A 19,814-nucleotide genomic window follows, 5' to 3' on the forward strand; every position below is an offset into this window, starting at 1 on the left:
ACGAGGGGCGTATATCTGGAAGGGTAACACCTATGGCTATCGACCAACCGGCAACGCGGCCGGTCAATCCGCGGTTCTCCTCTGGCCCCTGCGCCAAACCCCCCACATTCGACGTCGCGAAACTCGGTGATGCTGCACTTGGCAGGTCGCATCGCGCCGCTGTCGGCAAGGACAAGCTGAAGGCTGCCATCGAAGGCACCCGCGAACTCCTGGGTATTCCGGCGGATTACCGCATCGGCATCGTGCCTGCCTCGGACACCGGCGCGGTGGAAATGGCGCTCTGGTCGCTGCTTGGCGCCCGCAAGGTCGAAATGCTGGCCTGGGAGAGCTTCGGCGCGGGCTGGGTCACCGATGTCGTCAAGCAACTGAAGCTCGACGCGGTGGTCAAGACCGCCGACTACGGCCAGATCGTCGATCTCGCCTCGGTCGATTTCGACAATGACGTGGTGTTCACCTGGAACGGCACCACCGCCGGTGTCCGGGTGCCGAATGGCGACTGGATCGCCGATGATCGTGCCGGCCTGACCATCTGCGACGCCACCAGCGCCGCCTTTGCCATGGACCTGCCCTGGGACAAGCTGGATGTGACCACCTTCTCCTGGCAGAAGGTGCTGGGCGGCGAAGCCGCGCATGGCATGATCGTGCTGAGCCCCCGGGCGGTGGAGCGGCTGGAAAGCTATACGCCGGCCTGGCCCCTGCCCAAGATCTTTCGCATGACCAAGGGCGGCAAGCTGATCGAAGGTATCTTCAAGGGCGAGACGATCAACACGCCCTCGATGCTGGCGGTCGAGGACTACCTTTTCGCGCTCGACTGGGCACGTTCGGTGGGTGGCCTGAAGGGTCTGATCGCGCGGGCCGATGCCAACACACAGGCGATCTTCGATTTCTGCGAGGCGCATGACTGGATCGACAACCTGGCCGAGGATCCGGCAACCCGGTCGAACACCAGCGTCTGCCTGAAGTTCACCGATGCCCGTATCCAGGACGGCGCGGCCTTTGCCAAGGCGATCGCCAAGCGGTTGGAGGCCGAGGGTGTCGCGCTGGATATCGGCGCCTATCGCGACGCGCCCGCCGGTCTGCGCATCTGGTGCGGCGGCACGGTCGAGACGGCCGACATCGTGGCGCTGCTGCCCTGGCTCGAATGGGCCTTCGAGGCCGAAATCGCCGCGCAGGCGCAGGCCGCCTAAGGCCCGGTGGGCACATTGCCCACCTTACCCCGACACGGATCCACAGGGTGGGCGCTTGTGCCCACCGACCCAGATACCAGTTCAAGGACCAAAGACATGGCCCCCAAAGTACTCATCTCCGACAAACTGTCGGACGCCGCCGTCCAGATCTTCAAGGACCGCGGCATCGAGGTCGATTTCCAGCCCGACCTGGGCAAGGACAAGGACAAGCTGGCCGAAGTGATCGGCCAGTACGACGGCCTTGCCATCCGCTCGGCCACCAAGGTGACCGACAAGATCCTCGAAGCAGCCACAAACCTGAAGGTCATCGGCCGCGCCGGGATCGGGGTCGACAATGTGGACAAGGACGCCGCCTCGAAAAAGGGCGTGATCGTCATGAACACGCCCTTCGGCAATATGATCACCACCGCCGAACATGCCATCGCGATGATGTTCGCTGTTGCCCGCCAGATCCCCGAGGCCAGCGCCTCGACCCATGCGGGCAAGTGGGAAAAGTCCAGGTTCATGGGTGTGGAACTGACCGGCAAGACCCTGGGGGTGATCGGCGCCGGCAACATCGGTGGCATCGTCTGCGACCGCGCACGCGGGCTCAGGATGAAGGTCATCGCCTATGACCCCTACCTGGGCGAGGAGAAGGCCAACAAGATGGGCGTGGAAAAGGTCGAACTCGAAGACCTTCTGGCCCGCGCCGACTTCATCACCCTGCACGTGCCGCTGACCGACCAGACCCGCAACATCCTGGGCCGCGAGAATCTGGCCAAGACCAAGAAGGGTGTGCGCATCATCAACTGCGCCCGCGGCGGCCTGGTGGACGAGGAAGCGCTGGCCGAAATGCTGAAATCCGGCCACGTGGCGGGCGCCGCGTTCGACGTGTTCAGCGTCGAACCCGCCAAGGAGAACCCGCTGTTCGGGCTTCCCAATGTCGTCTGCACCCCGCACCTGGGCGCCGCCACCACCGAAGCGCAGGAAAACGTCGCCCTGCAAGTGGCCGAGCAGATGGCGAACTACCTGCTGACCGGCGCTGTCGAAAATGCGCTCAACATGCCCAGCGTCACCGCCGAAGAGGCCAAGGTCATGGGGCCCTGGATCGCACTGGCCGGTCACCTGGGCAGCTTCGTCGGTCAGATGACCGACGAGCCGATCAAGGCGATCAACATCCTCTACGATGGCGTCGCGGCCAGCATGAACCTTGCCGCGCTGAACTGCGCGACCGTGGCGGGTATCATGAAAAGGTCCAACCCTGACGTGAACATGGTTTCGGCCCCCGTCGTGGCAAGGGAACGGGGTATCCAGATCTCGACCACCAACCAGGACAAGTCGGGCGCCTTTGACGGGTATGTGAAAGTAACCGTCGTGACCGACAAGCGCGAGCGGTCGGTCGCCGGCACGGTGTTCAGCGACGGCAAGCCGCGCTTCATCCAGATCAAGGGCATCAATGTTGATGCCGAGATCGGCGCGCACATGCTCTACACCACGAACGAGGACGTACCGGGCATCATCGGCACGTTGGGGCGCACCATGGGTGATCATGGCGTGAATATCGCCAACTTTACGCTGGGCCGCTCCGGCCCGGGCGGCGAAGCCATCGCGCTTCTGTACGTTGACGAACCGGTTCCGGCCGAAGCACGGGCCAAACTGGCGGAAACCGGCCTGTTCAACCAGATCAAGCCGCTGGAGTTCGACGTGGCCTGAACCGCCGCGTCACGCGAAGAAACGAGCGCCGCACGAAATGTGCGGCGCTTTTTCGTTGAGGGTTGCCATTTGCGACGGTTTCCCGTCGCTTCCGGATTGGCGCGGACACTCCCTTTGGCCGTATGGAGCCAAAAGCACATGTCCGGAGGATGCCATGTCCCAGACCGCCCAGACGCTGATCCATGCTCTTTGCCTGCCGCTTCTGGCCGAGGACCGGCCCGAGGCGGCCCGGACCGCGCTGGTGTTGCGCGAACTTGGACCGCAACAACTGTGTACCCCACAGCCTCAGTCCTCCGACCATCTGGCGATACGCAGCCTGCTGGCGCTCTCGTCGCACCCGGCCGCGGCCGGACTGCTGTCCGCCTTTGACCTGATTCCCTGGGGCATAAACCCTGTCGCGGCGCAGATCGGCGACCGAGGCTCGATGTATGTCGTGGCAAACCTGATGGGTCCTGAAGGCCCGGTTCCCTGTGCCGACCTGCGCATGGGGCTCTACTATCAGCGCCCGAACACCTATTACGGGCTGCACAATCACGACGCGGACGAAACCTATACGATCCTTGCCGGATCGGCAGTCTGGACGGCCGGCGATGACACGCGGCTCCGCGAGGCCGGAGAACAGATCCACCACCCGTCGCTGCTTCCACATGCCTTCCGCACCGGCCCCGAGGGCGTTCTGGCCTTCTGGCGTTGGAGCGGTGATGTCAATCTGCACTCTTACACCATGCTCGACGACCCCCAGGTGGCGATAACCGCCTGAACCGCTTTTCCCCCGTCAGAAGTAACGCTATGTCTGGAACAACAATAGATTGTTTCAGGCCCAACCCATGTTCCCGATCTACGCCATAGGCGACATCCACGGACAAAAGACCATGCTCGAGGACGCGCTGGCCCGGATCGACCGGGATGGCGGCGGGCGCGTGGTCTTTCTGGGCGACTACACCGACCGGGGTCCCGACTCCGCAGGCGTGATCGACCTGTTGTCCAGGGGATTGGCAGAAGGCCGCGACTGGATCACGCTCAAGGGCAATCACGACCGGATGTTCGAGATGTTCCTGCGCGACCACCCGGCCAATGACGACCGGCTGCTGGTCGGCTATCACTGGCTGCACGAACGCATCGGCGGGATCGAAACGCTCGCTTCATACGGTGTCAAGGTGCCCGAGGGCGCCCGCACCTACCAGGTGCACGCCGCCGCACGCCGGGCCGTTCCCGCCAGCCATCTGGAATTTCTCGCCGGCCTGCCGACCTATCACCTAGCCGGAGACCTTCTGTTCGTACACGCCGGCATTCGCCCCGGCGTGCCGTTGGCGCAGCAGACCGAACACGACCTGATCTGGATCAGGCACGAGTTCCTGGACGATCCACGTCCGCATCCCTGGCTGGTCGTGCACGGGCACACACCGGGATACGCGGCCGAACATTGCGGCAACCGCATCAATCTCGACGCGGGCGCCGGCTATGGCCGGCCGCTGGCCGCCGCGGTATTCGAGGGGCGGGACTGCTGGCTGCTGACCGACAGCGGCCGGGTCAGGCTCCTTCCCAGAGATCGGTAGACAGGTATTTCAATCCGCAGTCGCAAATGATGACCGCGACCGTCCCACCAGCTTCGGGTCCCGAAAGCAGAGACAGCGCGGCCGCGACATTGGCCCCGGCGGAAAACCCGGCGAATATCCCCTCCTCCCGCGCCAGCGCCCGGGCGGTTTCCCGTGCTTCCGCGCCACTGACCTGCAGGAAGTCACACACCGGCACGCCTTGAAGAAAGTCGAGATCGGCCATCGCATAGCCACCTCCCTGTATGGGATGCGCGGGATACGCGGCCTCCTGACCGGCCAATACCGCGGCGCCTTCAGGCTCGACGACATAGCCGCGCATCTCCGGGTTCAATCTCCGCAGCCCCTCCATGACCCCGCCGAATGTCCCGCCTGAACCGACGAAATCGACGAATGCGGTCAACCCGCCGCCCGAATCCGCCCAGAGTTCCGGCGCCGTGGTCCGGGCATGGGCCGCGGCATTGCCCGCATGGTGAAACTGGTCGGCCCGAAAGGCGCCGCGTTCGGCGGTCAGGCTCCGCGCGGCTTCCTCCACCAGCGCAAGATCGGCTCCGGACACCTGCCCGGGCCGCGATCCCGCCGCCTGATCGACCAGCACCACCTCGGCCCCCAACGCTGCCATCATGCGCGCCCGCTCCGAAGAATTGCCACGGCTCATCACCGCGACGAACGGATACCCGCGGATCGCACACACGATCGCCAGGCCGGTCCCCATGTTCCCCGAAGTCAGTTCCACCACCGTCTGTCCGGGCCGCAGGGACCCATCGGCTTCGGCTGCCGAAATAATCCCAAGCGCGGCGCGGTCCTTCTTCGAGAACCCCGGATTGAGGTAATCGAGCTTCGCCAGGATGCGCCCCCGCAAGCCGCGCGCCGCAACCATCCGGTCCAGCCACACGGCGGGGGTGGAACCTATCGCCTCGACAATCGAATTCAGCGCCATCCCTGCCTCATCATCTTCTCCAAAATACTCCAGGGCTCCGGGGGCAGAGCTCCGGCGCTCAGGTCCAGTCCAGCACGACCTTGCCACTGAGACCCGATTTCATCGCCGCAAACCCCTCGCGGAAATCGTCGACCTTGTACCGATGGGTGATCACCCGGGACACGTCCAGCCCATTCTGCAACATGGCGATCATCTTGTACCAGGTCTCGAACATCTCGCGGCCATAGACGCCCTTGATGGTGATCGCCTTGAACACGATGCGGGACCAATCCACCGGCGACTTGCCCGGCGGGATGCCCAGCAGCGCGATCTTGCCCCCCATCACCAGCGCCTCGACCATCTGGTCGAGCGCCGCCTGACTGCCCGACATCTCCAACCCCACATCGAACCCCTGTTTCAGGCCCAATTCGTGCACCACATCGGCCAGCTCCTCGCGCGTCACATCGACGGTGCGCGCCTTGGGCACCACGTGCTGCGCCAGCTTCAGCCGGTCCGGGTTGATATCGGTGATCACCACGTGCCGGGCGCCCGCATGCTTGGCCACCGCCGCCGCCATGATGCCGATCGGCCCCGCGCCGGTGATCAGCACGTCCTCGCCCAGCAGATCAAAGCTCAGCGCCGTATGGACCGCATTGCCCAACGGGTCTAGGATTGCGCCGATCTCGTCGGGGATATCGTCCGGCAGCGGCACCACATTGAAGGCGGGCAGGCGCAGGTATTGCGCGAACGCCCCCTGTACATTGACCCCGATCCCGCGCGTGCCGGGGTCCAGGTGGAACTTGCCCGCCCGGCTCTGGCGGCTGTCGGTGCCGATAAGATGCCCCTCGCCCGAGACCCGCTGCCCGATGCTGAGGCCCGTCACGTCGCGCCCGAGCTCGACGATCTCGCCGGCGAATTCATGGCCCGTGATCATGGGGATCGGTACGGTATGCGCCGCCCATTCGTCCCAGTTCCAGATATGGATGTCGGTGCCGCAGATGCCCGTCTTGTTGATCCTGATCAGCACATCATCGGGGCCGATCTCGGGCACCGGGGCCTGCACCATCCACAACCCTTCCTCCGGTTTCGATTTTTCCAGTGCTTTCATTGTGTTGGGTTGCATCAAATCACTCCCAGTGCCTTGCCGGCCTTGCCGAATGCGGCAAGGGCGCGGTCCAGTTCGTCCCGTGTCAGGGCGGCGTTCATCTGGGTACGGATGCGCGCCTGCCCGTGCGGCACCACCGGAAAAAAGAAGCCCGAGACATAGACGCCCTCGTCGAAAAGTCGTGCCGCCATGTCCTGCGCCAGCCTGGCCTCGCCCAACATCACCGGCACGATCGGGTGTTCGCCGGGCAGCAGGTCAAAGCCCAGATCGGTCAAGCCTGCGCGCCAGTAGCGGGCGTTCTCGAACAGCCGCGCACGCAGGTCGGCGCCCTCCTCGACCAGCCGGATCGCCTCCAGACCCGCGGCCACGATGGCGGGCGGCAACGAGTTCGAGAACAGATAGGGGCGTGCCCGCTGGCGCAGCAGGTCGATGACCGGCTGCGGCCCGGAGATATAGCCGCCGATGGCCCCGCCCAGTGCCTTGCCCAGCGTTCCGGTCAGGATGTCCACATCCAGCCGGAAATGGTCGGGCGTGCCCGCGCCGCGCGGCCCCATGAAACCGGTGGCGTGGCAGTCATCGACCATCACAACCGCGTCGTAGTCGCGGGCCAGGCGCGTGATTTCGGGCAGGTTGGCAAGGTAGCCATCCATTGAAAACACGCCATCGGTGGCGATCATCACATGCCGCGCGCCATCGGTGCGGGCCTGCTTCAGCTGCGCCTCCAGATCGTCCATGTCGCTGTTGGCATAGCGGTAGCGTTTCGCCTTGCAAAGCCGGATGCCGTCGATGATCGAGGCATGGTTGAGCGCATCCGAGACGATGGCGTCCTCGGGGCCCAGAAGCGGTTCGAACAAGCCGCCATTGGCATCGAAACAGGCCGCGAACAGGATCGCGTCATCCTTGTTCAGGAACCGCGCCAACCGCTGTTCCAACGCGCGGTGAATATCCTGCGTGCCGCAGATGAACCGGACCGAGGCCATGCCGAACCCCTTGGTCTCCATGGCGCCGCGCGCCGCCGAGACCAGCGCCGGGTGATCGGCCAAGCCAAGGTAGTTGTTGGCACAAAGGTTGATCACCTGCCGGTCGCCGACCATGATTTCGCCCCCCTGGGGCGAGGTGATCAGACGCTCGCGCTTGTAGAGGCCCTCGGCCTCGATCTGGGCAAGCGTCTCCGTGAGATGGGACAGAAAGGATTGGGACATTGCGACCTCCGGTTTGGCGCAATGTCTAGCATAACGGATGGGATTCCGAAATAGAGGAATTCACTATGTTGGAAAAAAATCCGCGAAACTGGACATCAGCGCTCCTGCTTGCCCAAGGGTACCACATTCGGCACCGGATCGGGGGCCAGTTCCTCGAAATCGAAATTGTCCAGCCGCTGCGCCCGGCGTCCGGCCCTGTCCGCGCTGATCTTGATTTCCGAGATATCCTTGGCCGCCTGGCCGAAATGCCGGTCCAGATTCTCGACCCTGTCGCCCAGCCGCTCGACATCCTTGTGCAAGAGGCTCAACTCCTTGCGGATCGCGCCCGCCTGTTCGCGCATCCGCGCATCCTTGAGGATCGCGCGCATCGTGTTCAGCGTGGCCATGCAGGTGGTGGGCGACACGATCCAGACCCTTGCGGCAAACCCCTCGCGCACTACGTCGGCGAAATTGGCGTGCAACTCGGCATAGACCGCCTCGGAGGGCAGAAACATCAGCGCGCCGTCGGCGGTTTCGCCCTCGATGATATATCTTTCGGAAATCGCCTTGATATGTGCGCGCAGGGCCGTCTTCATCATGCGCGCAGCCTCGGCCAACTGCTGCTGGTTCTCGGCGCGGCGCAGCGCCTCATAGGGTTCCAGCGGGAACTTGCTATCGATGACGATCGGCCCCGGCGGGTTTGGCAGGTGGATCAGGCAATCGGCCCGCCGCCCGTTGGACAAGGTATGTTGCAGGGCGTAACTATCCGTCGGCAGCGCCTTGGACACGATGTCGTTGAGCTGGATTTCCCCGAACGCGCCCCGCGTCTGCTTGTTGGACAGGATGTCCTGAAGCGACAGCACATCACCCGACAGCTTGGTGATATTGTCCTGTGCCTTGTCGATGGCGGCCAGACGCTCCTGCAGTTGCGTCAGCGAGGTCGCGGTCTGTTTCGAGCTGCCGTGCAGGGTGGCGTTCATCTTCTCCTGCATCTCGGCCAGCGCCCGCTGCGCCCGCATCGCGTTGTCTGCGAGCCGGTCGTTCATGTGCTGCTGCACGGCGGACAGCCGCGCCTCGACCGTCCGGATCATCTGCACCTGCGCATTGGCCTGTGCATCCGAGACATGCGCCAGCCCGCCACGCAATTGTTCCTGCCCCATGCTCAGTTGCTGCACATTCTGGCCCAGCCAGGCCAGTTGCTGCGCCATGGGTTCGGTTGTCCGGGCCGAGCGATTGGCCGCACGCAGGGACAGAAAGAGCATCAAAAGTATGAGCAGCAACGCGCCGCCGCCCACCAGAACCGCCAGCACCACCGGATCCTGCAAGGAATAGCTCTGGTCGCCGATCTGAATCATGGCTCGCCCGTTTGTTCTTGTTTTGTTTTCAACCCCTAACCCGGATCGCCCTCCGGATCAACTGCGCCCGAACAGCCGCTCGATATCGCTGAGCTTCAGTTCCACATAGGTGGGGCGCCCGTGGTTGCACTGGCCGGAATGCGGCGTCGCCTCCATCTCGCGCAGGAGTGCATTCATCTCCTCGCCACGCATCCGGCGACCGGACCGTACCGAACCATGACAGGCGACCCGGCTCAGGATCGCCTCGATTCGGGCCTGAACCGTGGCGCTTTCGCCCTGATCTGCCAATTCGTCGAGAATGTCGCGGATCATGGCCGCCGCATCGACCCGCCCCAGGATCGCGGGTGTTTCCCGCACCGCCACAGCGCTGCCGCCAAAAGGCTCGATCGTCAGCCCGAGACGCGCCAGATCGTCCGACACCTCAAGCAGGCGCGCGCAATCGGCCGCCGAGAGATCGACGATCTCGGGGATCAGCAACGCCTGCGCGGCAACGCCGTTTTCGGCCATCTGTCGTTTGAGTTTCTCATAGACCAGCCGTTCGTGCGCGGCATGCTGGTCGACGATGACCAAACCGTCGGCGGTCTGGGCGATGATATAGTTCTCGTGCACCTGACCGCGCGCGGCACCCAGCGGCAAGGATTCGGGCGGCGTTTCGGCGGCTGGCTCATCCGCCCGGCGGGGAAGCTCACCGGGAACAGGCTCGACCACCCGACCACTGAAACTGCCGGACAGCTCGGCAAAACCAGGCGCCTGCGCCTGATATGCCGCCGCCCTGGCAGCGGGCGATGGGCGGTCCATCTGGTAGATGCGCGCGCCGGTCTGTTCCGGCCGCATCGCCCCCAGCGTCGCCCCCGAGACAGTGGTCGACGCGCGATGCCCCGCTTCGGCCAGCGCGTGCCGCAAGGCCGAGACGATCAGCCCGCGCGCCACGCCGGGATCGCGGAACCGAACCTCGGATTTCGCCGGATGCACGTTGACATCGACCAGTGTCGGGTCGCAGTCGATGAACAGCGCCGCCGCCGGGTGCCGGTCGCGGCTGAGGAAATCGAAATAGGCCGCCCTGAGAGCCCCGGTCAGCATCTTGTCGCGTACCGGGCGGCCGTTGACGAACAGGTATTGCGCCACCGCCGCGCCGCGCGAATAGGTTGGCAGCGCCGCATATCCATAAAGCCGCAGCCCCTCGCGCGTGGCGTCGATGCGCAATGCGTTTTCGGTGAACTCGCGCCCCAGAACGCGGCCCAGCCGGTCGCCCAGCGCATCGAACAAATCGCCGGTTTCCGCGTCGGCGCGGAACAGCACCCGCCCCTCGCCCCCTTCGGACATCTCGCGCAGCGTGATCGCCACGGCGGGTTCAGCCATCGCCAGCCGCTTGACCGTATCCGCGATCGCCTGCGCCTCGGCCCGGTCGGTGCGCATGAACTTCAGCCGCGCGGGCGTGGCAAAGAAAAGATCACGCAACTCCACAACGGTGCCGGACCGCAGCGCGGCCGGTTTCACCGGCTCCATCCGGCCACCCGAGACCCGGATCGTCGCAGCGTCCTCGCCAGCCGCGCGACTGGTGATGGTCAGCCGCCCGACCGCGCCCAGCGAGGGCAGCGCCTCGCCGCGAAACCCGAAGGTATGGATGTTCAGCAGGTCGGACCCGTCGATCTTGGATGTGGCGTGGCGCGCCAGGGCCAGCGGCAACTGGTCCGGCGACATGCCGCAGCCGTCGTCTGTGACCCGGATCAATGTCTTGCCCCCATCGGCAATGTCTATGATGATCCGCGTGGCGCCGGCATCCACGGCATTCTCGACCAGTTCCTTGACCGCCGAGGCGGGCCGTTCCACCACCTCGCCGGCTGCAATCCGGTTGATCGCCGTTTCATCTAGCTGGCGGATAACCGGTCGAAAATCGCTGATATTGGGGTCTGGGTTCGGCATACCGCTAGACCTAGCATGTCTCGACGCGATTCTGCCACTGGTTTGATTTATTACGCCGCCCGAACATTCCAAAGGCGTCCCCCATCCACGAACGGGCGCGGGAACCCTCGGAATGCCGGGCAGCGCGTGAGTGGTGGCGTGAGCCGGTCCCCATCCGGCCCTTCCAGCACGCCTTGGCCGCGATGGTTGATCAAGGCTTTCCAGCACCACACGCCGGACCAAGCGCGAATTGGCCGACTACCCTGAAAGTTCAGGCAAGAAATCGCGGGTTCAACTGTTCAAAGGCGCTCCGGTGCGTGCCCGGCACGGACCGAACCGCGCCGCCAGGGCCAGAATCATCCCCGAAACGGTTGCGATCATCCCGGCAGCGCTCACCGCATCTGCCGCGCCCAACCAAAGCGGGCCGTACCCTGCCAGTACATATCCAAGGCTGGCGGAAAGCACGGCAAAGGCAACGCTCCAGCCGATTTGGCCTTCAAGCGTGTTCGTCATCATGCGCGCCGCTGCGGGGGGACAGATGAACATGGCGATGACAATGATCGAACCGACCGCGTCAAAAGCCGCAACCGCAGCCACCGCCGCGACAATGACCAGTGCGAAACCCAGCAGATCCGCGCGAATACCGACCGTGCGTGCAAAGCCTTCGTCAAAGGTCGACAGCTTCAGTGGTCGCCAGAAGAGCCAGATGAACCCGCCAACGCCCGCCAATGCAATCAGGATCCGGATCAGTTCCACGGGAAGTCCGGCCAGCGCCACCGGGTCGAACAGCGACGACCACCCCGTCGCATCAAGCCAGATCAGGCTTTCGAGATTGCCGTAAAGCGCATGTTCGACATCCAGATGGACCGAGGACGTATCCGATTGCTCCAACAGCAACACGCCTCCTGCAAACATGCTGGTAAAGACGACCCCCATGGCGGCGCCCGGCTCGATCCGGCCCAGCCGCCGGATCGCCTCGATCAGCACCACGGCAACCACGGCGGCACCAGCCGCGCCTAGCATCATCGGCCAGGCGGCTATGATCCCGGTCAGCAGGAAAGCCACGACAATCCCCGGAAGCACGACATGGCTGATCGCGTCGCCGATCAGCGCCTGCCTGCGCAAGACAAGGAAATTGCCGGGCAATGCGCAGGCGACCGCCGTCAGGATACCGATCAGCAGGGGTGTCAGCGACAGGGGAACGAATTCGGAACCGCTCATGCCGGTACCTCCTGCGGACCGCCGATGCGGCGGTCGATCTCGTCGATCTGGTCGCGGGTCAGCACGGTTTCGATGTCGCGCAACCCGTCATAGAGGGCGGCGGCGGCCTCGTGCGCCTGATCGGCGCGCACGATCTCCCAGCGCTTTTCGTCGCGCAGCGCCTTGGCGGCGCGGGCGCGCCCGCTCTCGGTCGCCACGCCATCGGCCCGGACAAGACCGGCGCGATGCAGCAGCCGCACCGTCAGCCGCTCATAGATCGGCTGGCCTTGCGCCAGGGCCAGCAGTCCCTGCCGCAGGTGCACCCGGCGCTGGAACCGCAGATGACGCAGAACCGCCGCCAGCACGCCGCGTCCCGGCGCCACCAGCAGCGACACGGCAAAAAATCCGAACGCGACCAGCACGATGATCGGCCCTGTCGGCAGGTTCGGGGCCGAAGCCGAAATCGCCGCCCCAAGGTATCCGGCCAGGCCGCCGACGAGGCCGCTCAACATCACCACGCGGTCGGACCGTTCCGACCAGAACCGCGCGGTGACCGGCGGGATGATCAGCAGCGCCACGATCAGGATCAGGCCCACGATCTTCAACCCGACCACGGTGACTGCCATGACCAGCCCCATCATCGCCAGATCTATGCGGTACACCGGCAGCCCGCGCGCGGCAGCATACTCGGGATCGAAGGCCACCATCGTCATCGGCCGGCGGATCAGCAGAATGAGCGCCAACGTGCAGGCTCCGCCCAGCGCGATCACCAGCGCATCGGCCCAGAGCATCCCGGCAGTCGACCCCAGAAGGAACCCTTCGAGCCCGGCCTGACGCCCCGCACCCATGGTCTGGATCACGGTCAGAAGAACGATTCCGAACCCGAAAAAGACCGACAGGACCGAACCGATGGCTGCATCCTCGGCCAGACGGGTGTTTCGCGTCAGCCAATTGAGACACAGGAGCCCGACCCAGGCGGATAGCGCCGAGCCGGCCAGAAGGCCCGCAAGGTTGCGTCCGTCGCCGCCCAGACTCACCATTACCATGAAGGCGATGCAGACCCCCGGCAGGGTCGCGTGGCTGATTGCATCGCTGACCAGTGCGCGCTTGCGCAGGAACAGGAAGGTGCCGGTCACACCGGCCGATATGCCCAGCAAGGTGGCGCCGATTGCCACCAGAGTGGCGTTGTAGCCAAGCTGCAGGAGCAGGGCGTCGCGCAACATCGCCTCAGCCCAGCACGCGCGCCAACTGGTCCACCTGCGCCGTGGCCAGCCGCCCGCCATAGGTGGCCTGCAGAGTATCGGCTGTGAATGCCTCGGCCACCGGCCCTTCGGCCACAGGCCGGGTATTGATCAGGAAGACATGGTCGAAATAGTCGGTCACCGTCGCCAGGTCATGATGCACCACGACCACTGTCTTGCCCGCCGCTTTCAGCGATTTCAGCACCGTGATGATCGCCTTTTCGGTCGCGGCATCGACCCCGGCGAAGGGTTCGTCCAGCAGGTACAGATCGGCATCCTGCGCCAGCGCCCGCGCCAGGAAGACCCGTTGCTGCTGGCCGCCGGACAACTGGCCGATCTGCCGGTCGGCGAAATCGTGCATGCCGACACGGGCAAGGCAATCCATCGCCCGGGCCAAATGCCGGGCACGCACCCGGCGAAGCAATCCGAGTTCTCGATAAAGCCCCATCAGCACGACATCCAGAACCCGGGTCGGAAAATCCCAGTCCACGCTGGCACGCTGTGGAACATAGGCGATGCGGCTGCGCTGGCTGTCCAGCGGGCGACCGAACACCGTGACCTGGCCGGACAGCGGCTTGACGATGCCAAGGGCCGCTTTGAGCAAGGTCGATTTCCCCGCGCCATTGGGGCCGATGATCGCGGTCATCGCACCGGGCTGCACGGTCATGTCGACCGAAAAGACCGCAGGCTTCTGCCCGTAGGACACGGTCAGGCCGCGCACCGCAAGCGGGCTGCTGTCGATGTCAGGCAGGTCAATCTTCACGCCGTCATGTGTCGCCAATTCGATCATCACTCAGAACCCCGCCGATAGCTTTCCGTCCATGCCGCGCGGCGGCACCTGCCCGCCCAGCGCAGCGGCAATCACGGTGATATTGTGATCGAGCATGCCCATATACGTGCCTTCGTAAGTGCCCTCGAGCCCCATGGCATCGGAAAAAAGCTCGCCCCCGACCCGGACTTCATGACCCTTGGCCGCCGCACCTTCGATCAGCGCCCTTATCGAACGGTCGGAAACCGAGCTTTCGACAAAGACGGCCGTCACCTGCCGTTCCACGAGGATATCCACCAGCTCGCCAATCCTGTTGAGGCCGGCCTCGGACTGGGTCGAGATGCCCTGGATGCCCATGACCTCGAACCCGAAAGCGTCGCCGAAATAGCCGAACGCGTCATGCGCGGTCACCAGGACCCGGCTGTGTTCGGGCACGGTTGCCAGCACTGAGCGGGCATAGGACGAAAGCCGGTTCATATCGGCCAGATGAGCCGTCGCATTGGCAGCGAAAACCTCGGTCGCGTCCGGGCGCGCGGCACTCAGCGCGTCGCGCACGGCCAGGATCACCTCGCCCCAGAGATCGGGTGTCATCCAGACGTGCGGATCGAATTTGTCGGCATAGTCTTCATGCTTGCGCAAGCGATCCCGCGCAACGCTTTCGGCCACCGCGACCACGGAGCGCTTGCGGGACAGGTCCAGCAAGAACTCCTCCATCTGCGCTTCGAGATAGAGACCATGCCACAAGACCAGATCGGCGCGGGTCATCGCCACGATGTCACTGCGGGTCTGGCGATAGGAATGCGGATCGACGCCGGCCCCCATCATCCCGGTGACCTGAACAAGGTCACCGCCGACCTGCCGGGCCGCATCCGCAATCATGCCCGTGGTTGCCACCACGTTCAGCGGTTGTTCGGCCCGCAGCGACAATGGCATTGCCAGTGCCAGCCCGAGACCAAGAAGAAAGCCACGTCGAATCATGTTGAAGCCCCGTTTCCACCCTAGTTGCATGTGAATATGAGAACCATTCGCAGGTAAGTCAACGCTATTGCGAATTATTCGCAAGAAAGGCATCTATTTTCCATTTGGTCAAAATTTGGCCGTTTCCCGTCGGGCAATGCTTGCCATCAAGTCGCCGCTCGTGCGATTTTGACGGCTGAACCTCCCAAGGGACGAAAAGATGGAAACGCAGAGCCTCGAGCGGACCGCGCATCTGCCGCAAGTAACCGAGCCGAGAAATCCCGGCATGGACCTGGATCTGGACTGGGTCAGGACCGCGCAGGCCAATACCTCGGCGATCGAACGGCGGGCGGCGACCCTGCCCGGACGGCGGTCAGTGAAAAAGGACTACCAGGCCGCCTGGCTGTTGAAGGCGATCACGATGATCGACCTGACCACCCTGTCGGGCGACGACACCGAGGGCCGCGTCCGCAGGCTCTGCGCCAAGGCCCGCCAGCCGGTCGCCCCCGCCCTGCTGGACGCGATGGGGATGCCGCAGATCACGACGGGTGCGGTCTGCGTCTATCACGACATGGTTGCCACCGCTGTCGAGGCACTCAAAGGTTCTGGCATTCCGGTCGCGGCGGTCAGCACCGGCTTTCCCGCCGGCTTGTCGCCCTTTCACCTGCGGGTGGCCGAGATCGGGGAAAGCGTCAACGCCGGCGCCGCAGAAATCGACATCGTGATCTCGCGCCGCCACGTGCTGACCGGCAACTGGCAGGCGCTTTATGACGAGATGAAGGCGTTCCGCGCCGCTTGCGGACACGCCCATGTCAAGGCGATCCTGGCGACGGGTGAACTGGGCAGCCTGCGCAACGTGGCGCGCGCCGCGCTCGTGTGCATGATGGGGGGGGCGGATTTCATCAAGACCTCGACCGGCAAGGAAAGCGTCAACGCAACCCTGCCCGTGTCGCTGGTGATGATCCGGGCGATCCGCGATTACTACGACCGCACCGGCTACCGGGTCGGCTACAAGCCCGCGGGCGGCATCTCCAAGGCCAAGGACGCGCTGGTCTACCTGTCGCTTATCAAGGACGAGTTGGGCGACCGCTGGCTGCAACCGGACCTTTTCCGGTTCGGGGCCTCGTCGCTGTTGGGCGATATCGAACGGCAACTGGAACATCACGTGACCGGCGCCTATTCGGCGGGGTATCGCCATGCGATGGGGTAGTGCCGCGGCGGGATTGTTGATGCTTGTCCTGGCCACACCGGGAATGGTGCAGCCGGCGCACTCCGGCACCGGACTGACAACGGGCGAGTACAAGGCGACCTGTGCGCTGACCGATGACGGTGTGCCGGATTTCTGCGTCGGATATGTACAGGCCGTCATCGACTTTGCATCAATCACGGGCAGAGCCTGCATTCCCGATGGCATGCCCGCCGATGATGTCAGTATCGTGGTCGAGGCTGCAACATTCGACAAGATCGGTACGCCGGGATTCCCGTCTTCTCAGCCTGCCGTCACAATGGTCTTGGCTGCAATCAACTCCCTTTTCCCGTGCGACAGGTGAACAGATGACCATCAAGGAAATCTTCGAGACCATGGACTACGGTCCCGCCCCCGAAAGCGCCGCCGAGGCGCTGGCCTGGCTGGTCGATCAGGGTGACCGGTTCGGCCATTTCATCAACGGTGCCTTTACCGCGCCGGGCGACGGGTTCGACAGCCGCAACCCCGCCACCGGCGAGGTATTGGCCACCCTGACACAGGCGACACGGGCCGATGTGGATGCCGCCGTTGCCGCCGCCCGCAAGGCGCAGCCGAAATGGGCCGCGCTGGGTGGCGCGGGCCGGGCACGGTATCTTTATGCCATCGCGCGGCTCATGCAGAAGCACAGCCGCCTGTTCGCCGTGCTGGAAACGCTCGACAACGGCAAGCCGATCCGCGAAAGCCGCGACATCGACGTGCCCTTGGCGCAGCGGCATTTCTATTATCACGCAGGCATGGCGCAATTGATGGAGAGCGAGCTGCCCGATGCCGAGCCGCTGGGCGTCTGTGGCCAGATCATCCCGTGGAACTTCCCGCTCCTGATGCTGGCATGGAAGATCGCGCCGGCGCTGGCGATGGGCAACACGGTGGTGCTGAAACCCGCCGAATATACCTCGCTCACCGCGCTGCTCTTTGCCGATATCTGCCAGCAGGCGGGCCTGCCCAGGGGCGTGGTCAACATCGTCACCGGCGATGGCGCGGTGGGCGAGATGATCGTGGCCGCGGATGTGGACAAGATCGCCTTTACCGGCTCCACCGCCGTCGGCCGCCGCATCCGCGAGGCCACCGCCGGGCGCGGGCTTGAACTGACGCTCGAACTGGGGGGCAAGTCCGCCTATATCGTGTTCGACGATGCCGATATCGATTCAGCCATCGAGGGGCTGGTCGACGCGATCTGGTTCAATCAGGGCCAGGTCTGCTGCGCCGGCTCCCGCCTTTTGGTGCAAGAGGGCATCGCGGACCACTTCCACGCCAAGCTGCGCACCCGGATGGACGGGCTGCGAGTGGGCAATCCGCTCGATAAATGCATCGACGTGGGTGCCGTGGTCGACCCGGTCCAGTTGCAGGCCATTCAGCGCATGGTGGCGGGGAACACGGCCGGTCAGGTACATCACGCCGCCTGTGCGCTGCCGGAAAACGGCTGTTACTACCCGCCGACGCTGATCACCGGTCTTTCGACCAGTGATCCGCTGATGCAGGAGGAGATCTTTGGCCCCGTCCTTGTCTCGACCACCTTCCGCACCCCGGCCGAGGCAGTAGAACTGGCCAACAACACCCGATACGGGCTGGCCGCCACGGTCTGGACCGAGAATGTGAACCTTGCGCTCGACATCGCGCCGAAACTGGTGGCGGGCGTGGTCTGGGTGAACGCCACCAATCTGTTTGACGCCGCCGCAGGCTTTGGCGGTGTCCGCGAAAGCGGCTTTGGCCGCGAAGGCGGGTGGGAGGGTCTGGCCGCCTATACCCGGCCCAGGGGCAAGCACAAGGCTTTGGCCCGGATCGAACCCGTTACGAGCCACGGCGCCCCGGTTGACCCGATCGACCGCACGGCGAAACTTTATGTCGGGGGCAAGCAGGCCCGGCCCGATGGCGGTTACTCGCGTCCGGTCTGGAGCAAATCCGGCCTCTTGGGTCACGTGGGATTGGCCAACCGCAAGGATGTGCGCAACGCGGTCGAGGCCGCCGCGGGTGCGACCGGATGGGCAAAGACCACCGGCCACCTGCGCGCGCAGATCCTCTATTACATCGGCGAGAACCTGTCGGCCCGCGCGGCAGAATTTGCCCATCGGATCGACGCCATGACCGGCAAGCGCGGTGGCGCGCAAGAGGTCGAGGCCAGCATCCAGCGCCTGTTCACCGCCGCCGCCTGGGCCGACAAATATGACGGGCAGGTGCATGGCGTACCGATCCGGGGCGTGGCGCTGGCGATGAAGGAGCCGGTTGGCGTGATCGGCGCGCTTTGCGCGGACGAGGCGCCACTGTTGGGCCTCGTCTCGGTCATGGCGCCCGCGATTGCGATGGGCAACCGCTTGGTGCTGGCGGCCAGCGAGCCTTATCCGCTGGCGGCCACCGATTTCTACCAGATCCTCGACACTTCGGACGTGCCGGCGGGTGTGGTCAACATCCTGACCGGCAGCCACGCGGAACTGGCCAAACCGCTGGCCGCGCATCTGAACGTGGACGCGGTCTGGTCCTTTTCCTCGACCGATCTGTCGGGCGAGATTGAAAAGGCGGCGGCAGGGAACCTGAAGCGCACCTGGGTCAATAACGCAACGTCCCTTGATTGGAGCGTGGACCACAGCAAGCGGTTCCTTCAGGCTGCGACCGAGATCAAGAACATCTGGGTGCCCTACGGAGAATAGGGCATCCCTGCCCAAGGGAGGCTCTACATGGATTTCACCGGCAAGACCGTCGTGGTGATCGGCGGCACCAGCGGCATCAATCGTGGCATCGCGCTGGCCTTTGCCAGGGCAGGCGCAAAGCTGGCGGTGGCCAGCCGCAGCCAGGACAAGGTAGACGACACCGTGGCGGAGTTGCGCGCCGCAGGGGCGCAAGAGGCCATCGGCGCGACCTTCGATGTACGCGATGCCGAGGCGGTGGCCTCCGGGCTGCAAGGATTCCGCGATCAATTGGGCGAGTTTGACGTTCTGGTCTCAGGCGCGGCGGGCAACTTCCCGGCGCTCACCGCAGACATGTCAATCAACGCCTTCAAGACGGTGATCGACATCGACCTGATGGGGACCGTGCATGTGATGAAGGGCGCCTATCCGCATCTCAAACGCCCCGGCGCCAGCATCATCAACATCTCTGCGCCGCAATCCTGGCTGCCCTACGAGGGGCAGGCGCATGTCTGCGCCGCCAAGGCAGGGGTCGACCAGATCACCCGCACGCTGAGCCTGGAATGGGGCCCCGAAGGGATCCGGGTGAACTCCGTCGTGCCCGGCTTCATCGAAGGCACAGAAGGCGCTAGACGCCTTGCCCCCAGCCCCGAGGCCGAAAAGACCTTCAAGGCGGATGTTCCGCTCGGGCGTTGGGGTCAGCCGCAGGACGTTGCAAACGCCTGCCTGTTCTTTGGCTCGGATATGGCCGCCTATATCAGCGGCACAGTGCTGTCGGTCGATGGCGCGCTCTATCAGCGCGGCTCGGGCCGGGCCGGGCAGATGATCGGCCAGATGCTGCGTGCGACGCCGAAACGGGGATGACAGGAGAGGGCCACCACATCGGTGG

General features: G+C 64.6%; 17 protein-coding genes. 8 read left to right on the top strand and 9 right to left on the bottom strand.

Going from position 1 to position 19,814, the window contains the following annotated elements; genetic code table 11:
• Nucleotides 1–32 precede the first annotated feature (32 nt).
• The 4 genes from BLT75_RS05070 (at nt 33) to BLT75_RS05085 (ending at nt 4,435) form a co-directional block, all read left to right on the top strand.
• Nucleotides 33–1,187 carry a phosphoserine transaminase gene (locus tag BLT75_RS05070; protein ID WP_093028381.1) on the top strand — a complete coding sequence of 385 codons (1,155 nt, stop codon included), beginning with the start codon at nt 33–35 and terminating at the stop codon, nt 1,185–1,187.
• A 96-nt stretch (nt 1,188–1,283) separates the two neighbouring features.
• On the top strand, nt 1,284–2,879 hold the full coding sequence (gene serA / locus BLT75_RS05075; protein WP_093028383.1) for a phosphoglycerate dehydrogenase: 1,596 nt from the start codon (nt 1,284–1,286) through the stop codon (nt 2,877–2,879).
• 154 nt (nt 2,880–3,033) lie between these two features.
• Complete coding sequence (locus tag BLT75_RS05080; RefSeq protein ID WP_176827845.1) at nt 3,034–3,639, top strand: dimethylsulfonioproprionate lyase family protein; 606 nt, start codon at nt 3,034–3,036, stop codon at nt 3,637–3,639.
• 67 nt (nt 3,640–3,706) lie between these two features.
• Nucleotides 3,707–4,435 carry a metallophosphoesterase family protein gene (locus BLT75_RS05085; protein ID WP_093028387.1) on the top strand — a complete coding sequence of 243 codons (729 nt, stop codon included), beginning with the start codon at nt 3,707–3,709 and terminating at the stop codon, nt 4,433–4,435.
• Here the strand turns inward: BLT75_RS05085 and BLT75_RS05090 are convergent.
• The 9 genes from BLT75_RS05090 to BLT75_RS05130 all read right to left on the bottom strand — a co-directional run bounded on the left by BLT75_RS05090 (nt 4,410) and on the right by BLT75_RS05130 (nt 15,082).
• On the bottom strand, nt 4,410–5,372 hold the full coding sequence (locus BLT75_RS05090) for a PLP-dependent cysteine synthase family protein (protein ID WP_093028389.1): 963 nt from the start codon (nt 5,370–5,372) through the stop codon (nt 4,410–4,412). The genes BLT75_RS05085 and BLT75_RS05090 overlap by 26 nt on opposite strands.
• A gap of 58 nt (nt 5,373–5,430) precedes the next feature.
• Complete coding sequence (tdh, locus tag BLT75_RS05095; RefSeq protein ID WP_093029043.1) at nt 5,431–6,459, bottom strand: L-threonine 3-dehydrogenase; 1,029 nt, start codon at nt 6,457–6,459, stop codon at nt 5,431–5,433.
• A 14-nt stretch (nt 6,460–6,473) separates the two neighbouring features.
• A complete protein-coding gene (locus tag BLT75_RS05100) occupies nt 6,474–7,658 on the bottom strand; it encodes a glycine C-acetyltransferase (RefSeq protein WP_093028391.1) in 1,185 nt (394 codons plus the stop codon).
• A gap of 95 nt (nt 7,659–7,753) precedes the next feature.
• The gene (locus tag BLT75_RS05105; RefSeq protein ID WP_093028393.1) at nt 7,754–8,992 is read right to left on the bottom strand and encodes a DNA recombination protein RmuC; all 1,239 of its coding nucleotides are present in this window, start codon (nt 8,990–8,992) and stop codon (nt 7,754–7,756) included.
• A gap of 57 nt (nt 8,993–9,049) precedes the next feature.
• Nucleotides 9,050–10,915 (bottom strand): DNA mismatch repair endonuclease MutL, encoded by a 1,866-nt coding sequence (gene mutL / locus BLT75_RS05110; protein WP_093028395.1) that lies wholly within the window; start codon nt 10,913–10,915, stop codon nt 9,050–9,052.
• A 270-nt stretch (nt 10,916–11,185) separates the two neighbouring features.
• A complete protein-coding gene (locus BLT75_RS05115; protein WP_093028397.1) occupies nt 11,186–12,115 on the bottom strand; it encodes a metal ABC transporter permease in 930 nt (309 codons plus the stop codon).
• Complete coding sequence (locus BLT75_RS05120) at nt 12,112–13,317, bottom strand: metal ABC transporter permease (protein ID WP_093029045.1); 1,206 nt, start codon at nt 13,315–13,317, stop codon at nt 12,112–12,114. Before BLT75_RS05120 ends, BLT75_RS05115 begins: the two co-directional genes overlap by 4 nt.
• A gap of 4 nt (nt 13,318–13,321) precedes the next feature.
• Entirely contained in the window at nt 13,322–14,125 is an 804-nt protein-coding gene (locus BLT75_RS05125; RefSeq protein WP_093028399.1) for a metal ABC transporter ATP-binding protein, read from the bottom strand.
• A 3-nt stretch (nt 14,126–14,128) separates the two neighbouring features.
• On the bottom strand, nt 14,129–15,082 hold the full coding sequence (locus BLT75_RS05130) for a metal ABC transporter solute-binding protein, Zn/Mn family (protein WP_093028401.1): 954 nt from the start codon (nt 15,080–15,082) through the stop codon (nt 14,129–14,131).
• A 199-nt stretch (nt 15,083–15,281) separates the two neighbouring features.
• On the opposite strand from BLT75_RS05130, the gene deoC reads away from it, so the two are divergent.
• From deoC to BLT75_RS05150, 4 genes are read left to right on the top strand one after another with little or no spacing between them, the layout of a single operon-like run.
• Complete coding sequence (deoC, locus tag BLT75_RS05135; RefSeq protein ID WP_093028403.1) at nt 15,282–16,271, top strand: deoxyribose-phosphate aldolase; 990 nt, start codon at nt 15,282–15,284, stop codon at nt 16,269–16,271.
• 19 nt (nt 16,272–16,290) lie between these two features.
• A complete protein-coding gene (locus tag BLT75_RS05140; protein WP_093028405.1) occupies nt 16,291–16,611 on the top strand; it encodes a Rap1a/Tai family immunity protein in 321 nt (106 codons plus the stop codon).
• Between the two features lie 4 nt (nt 16,612–16,615).
• Entirely contained in the window at nt 16,616–18,949 is a 2,334-nt protein-coding gene (locus BLT75_RS05145) for an aldehyde dehydrogenase family protein (RefSeq protein ID WP_093028407.1), read from the top strand.
• Between the two features lie 27 nt (nt 18,950–18,976).
• Nucleotides 18,977–19,789 carry an SDR family oxidoreductase gene (locus tag BLT75_RS05150; protein WP_093028409.1) on the top strand — a complete coding sequence of 271 codons (813 nt, stop codon included), beginning with the start codon at nt 18,977–18,979 and terminating at the stop codon, nt 19,787–19,789.
• Nucleotides 19,790–19,814 lie beyond the last annotated feature (25 nt).

It is taken from the genome of Ruegeria marina, assembly GCF_900101475.1.
In the GTDB taxonomy this organism is placed as follows: domain Bacteria; phylum Pseudomonadota; class Alphaproteobacteria; order Rhodobacterales; family Rhodobacteraceae; genus Ruegeria_B; species Ruegeria_B marina.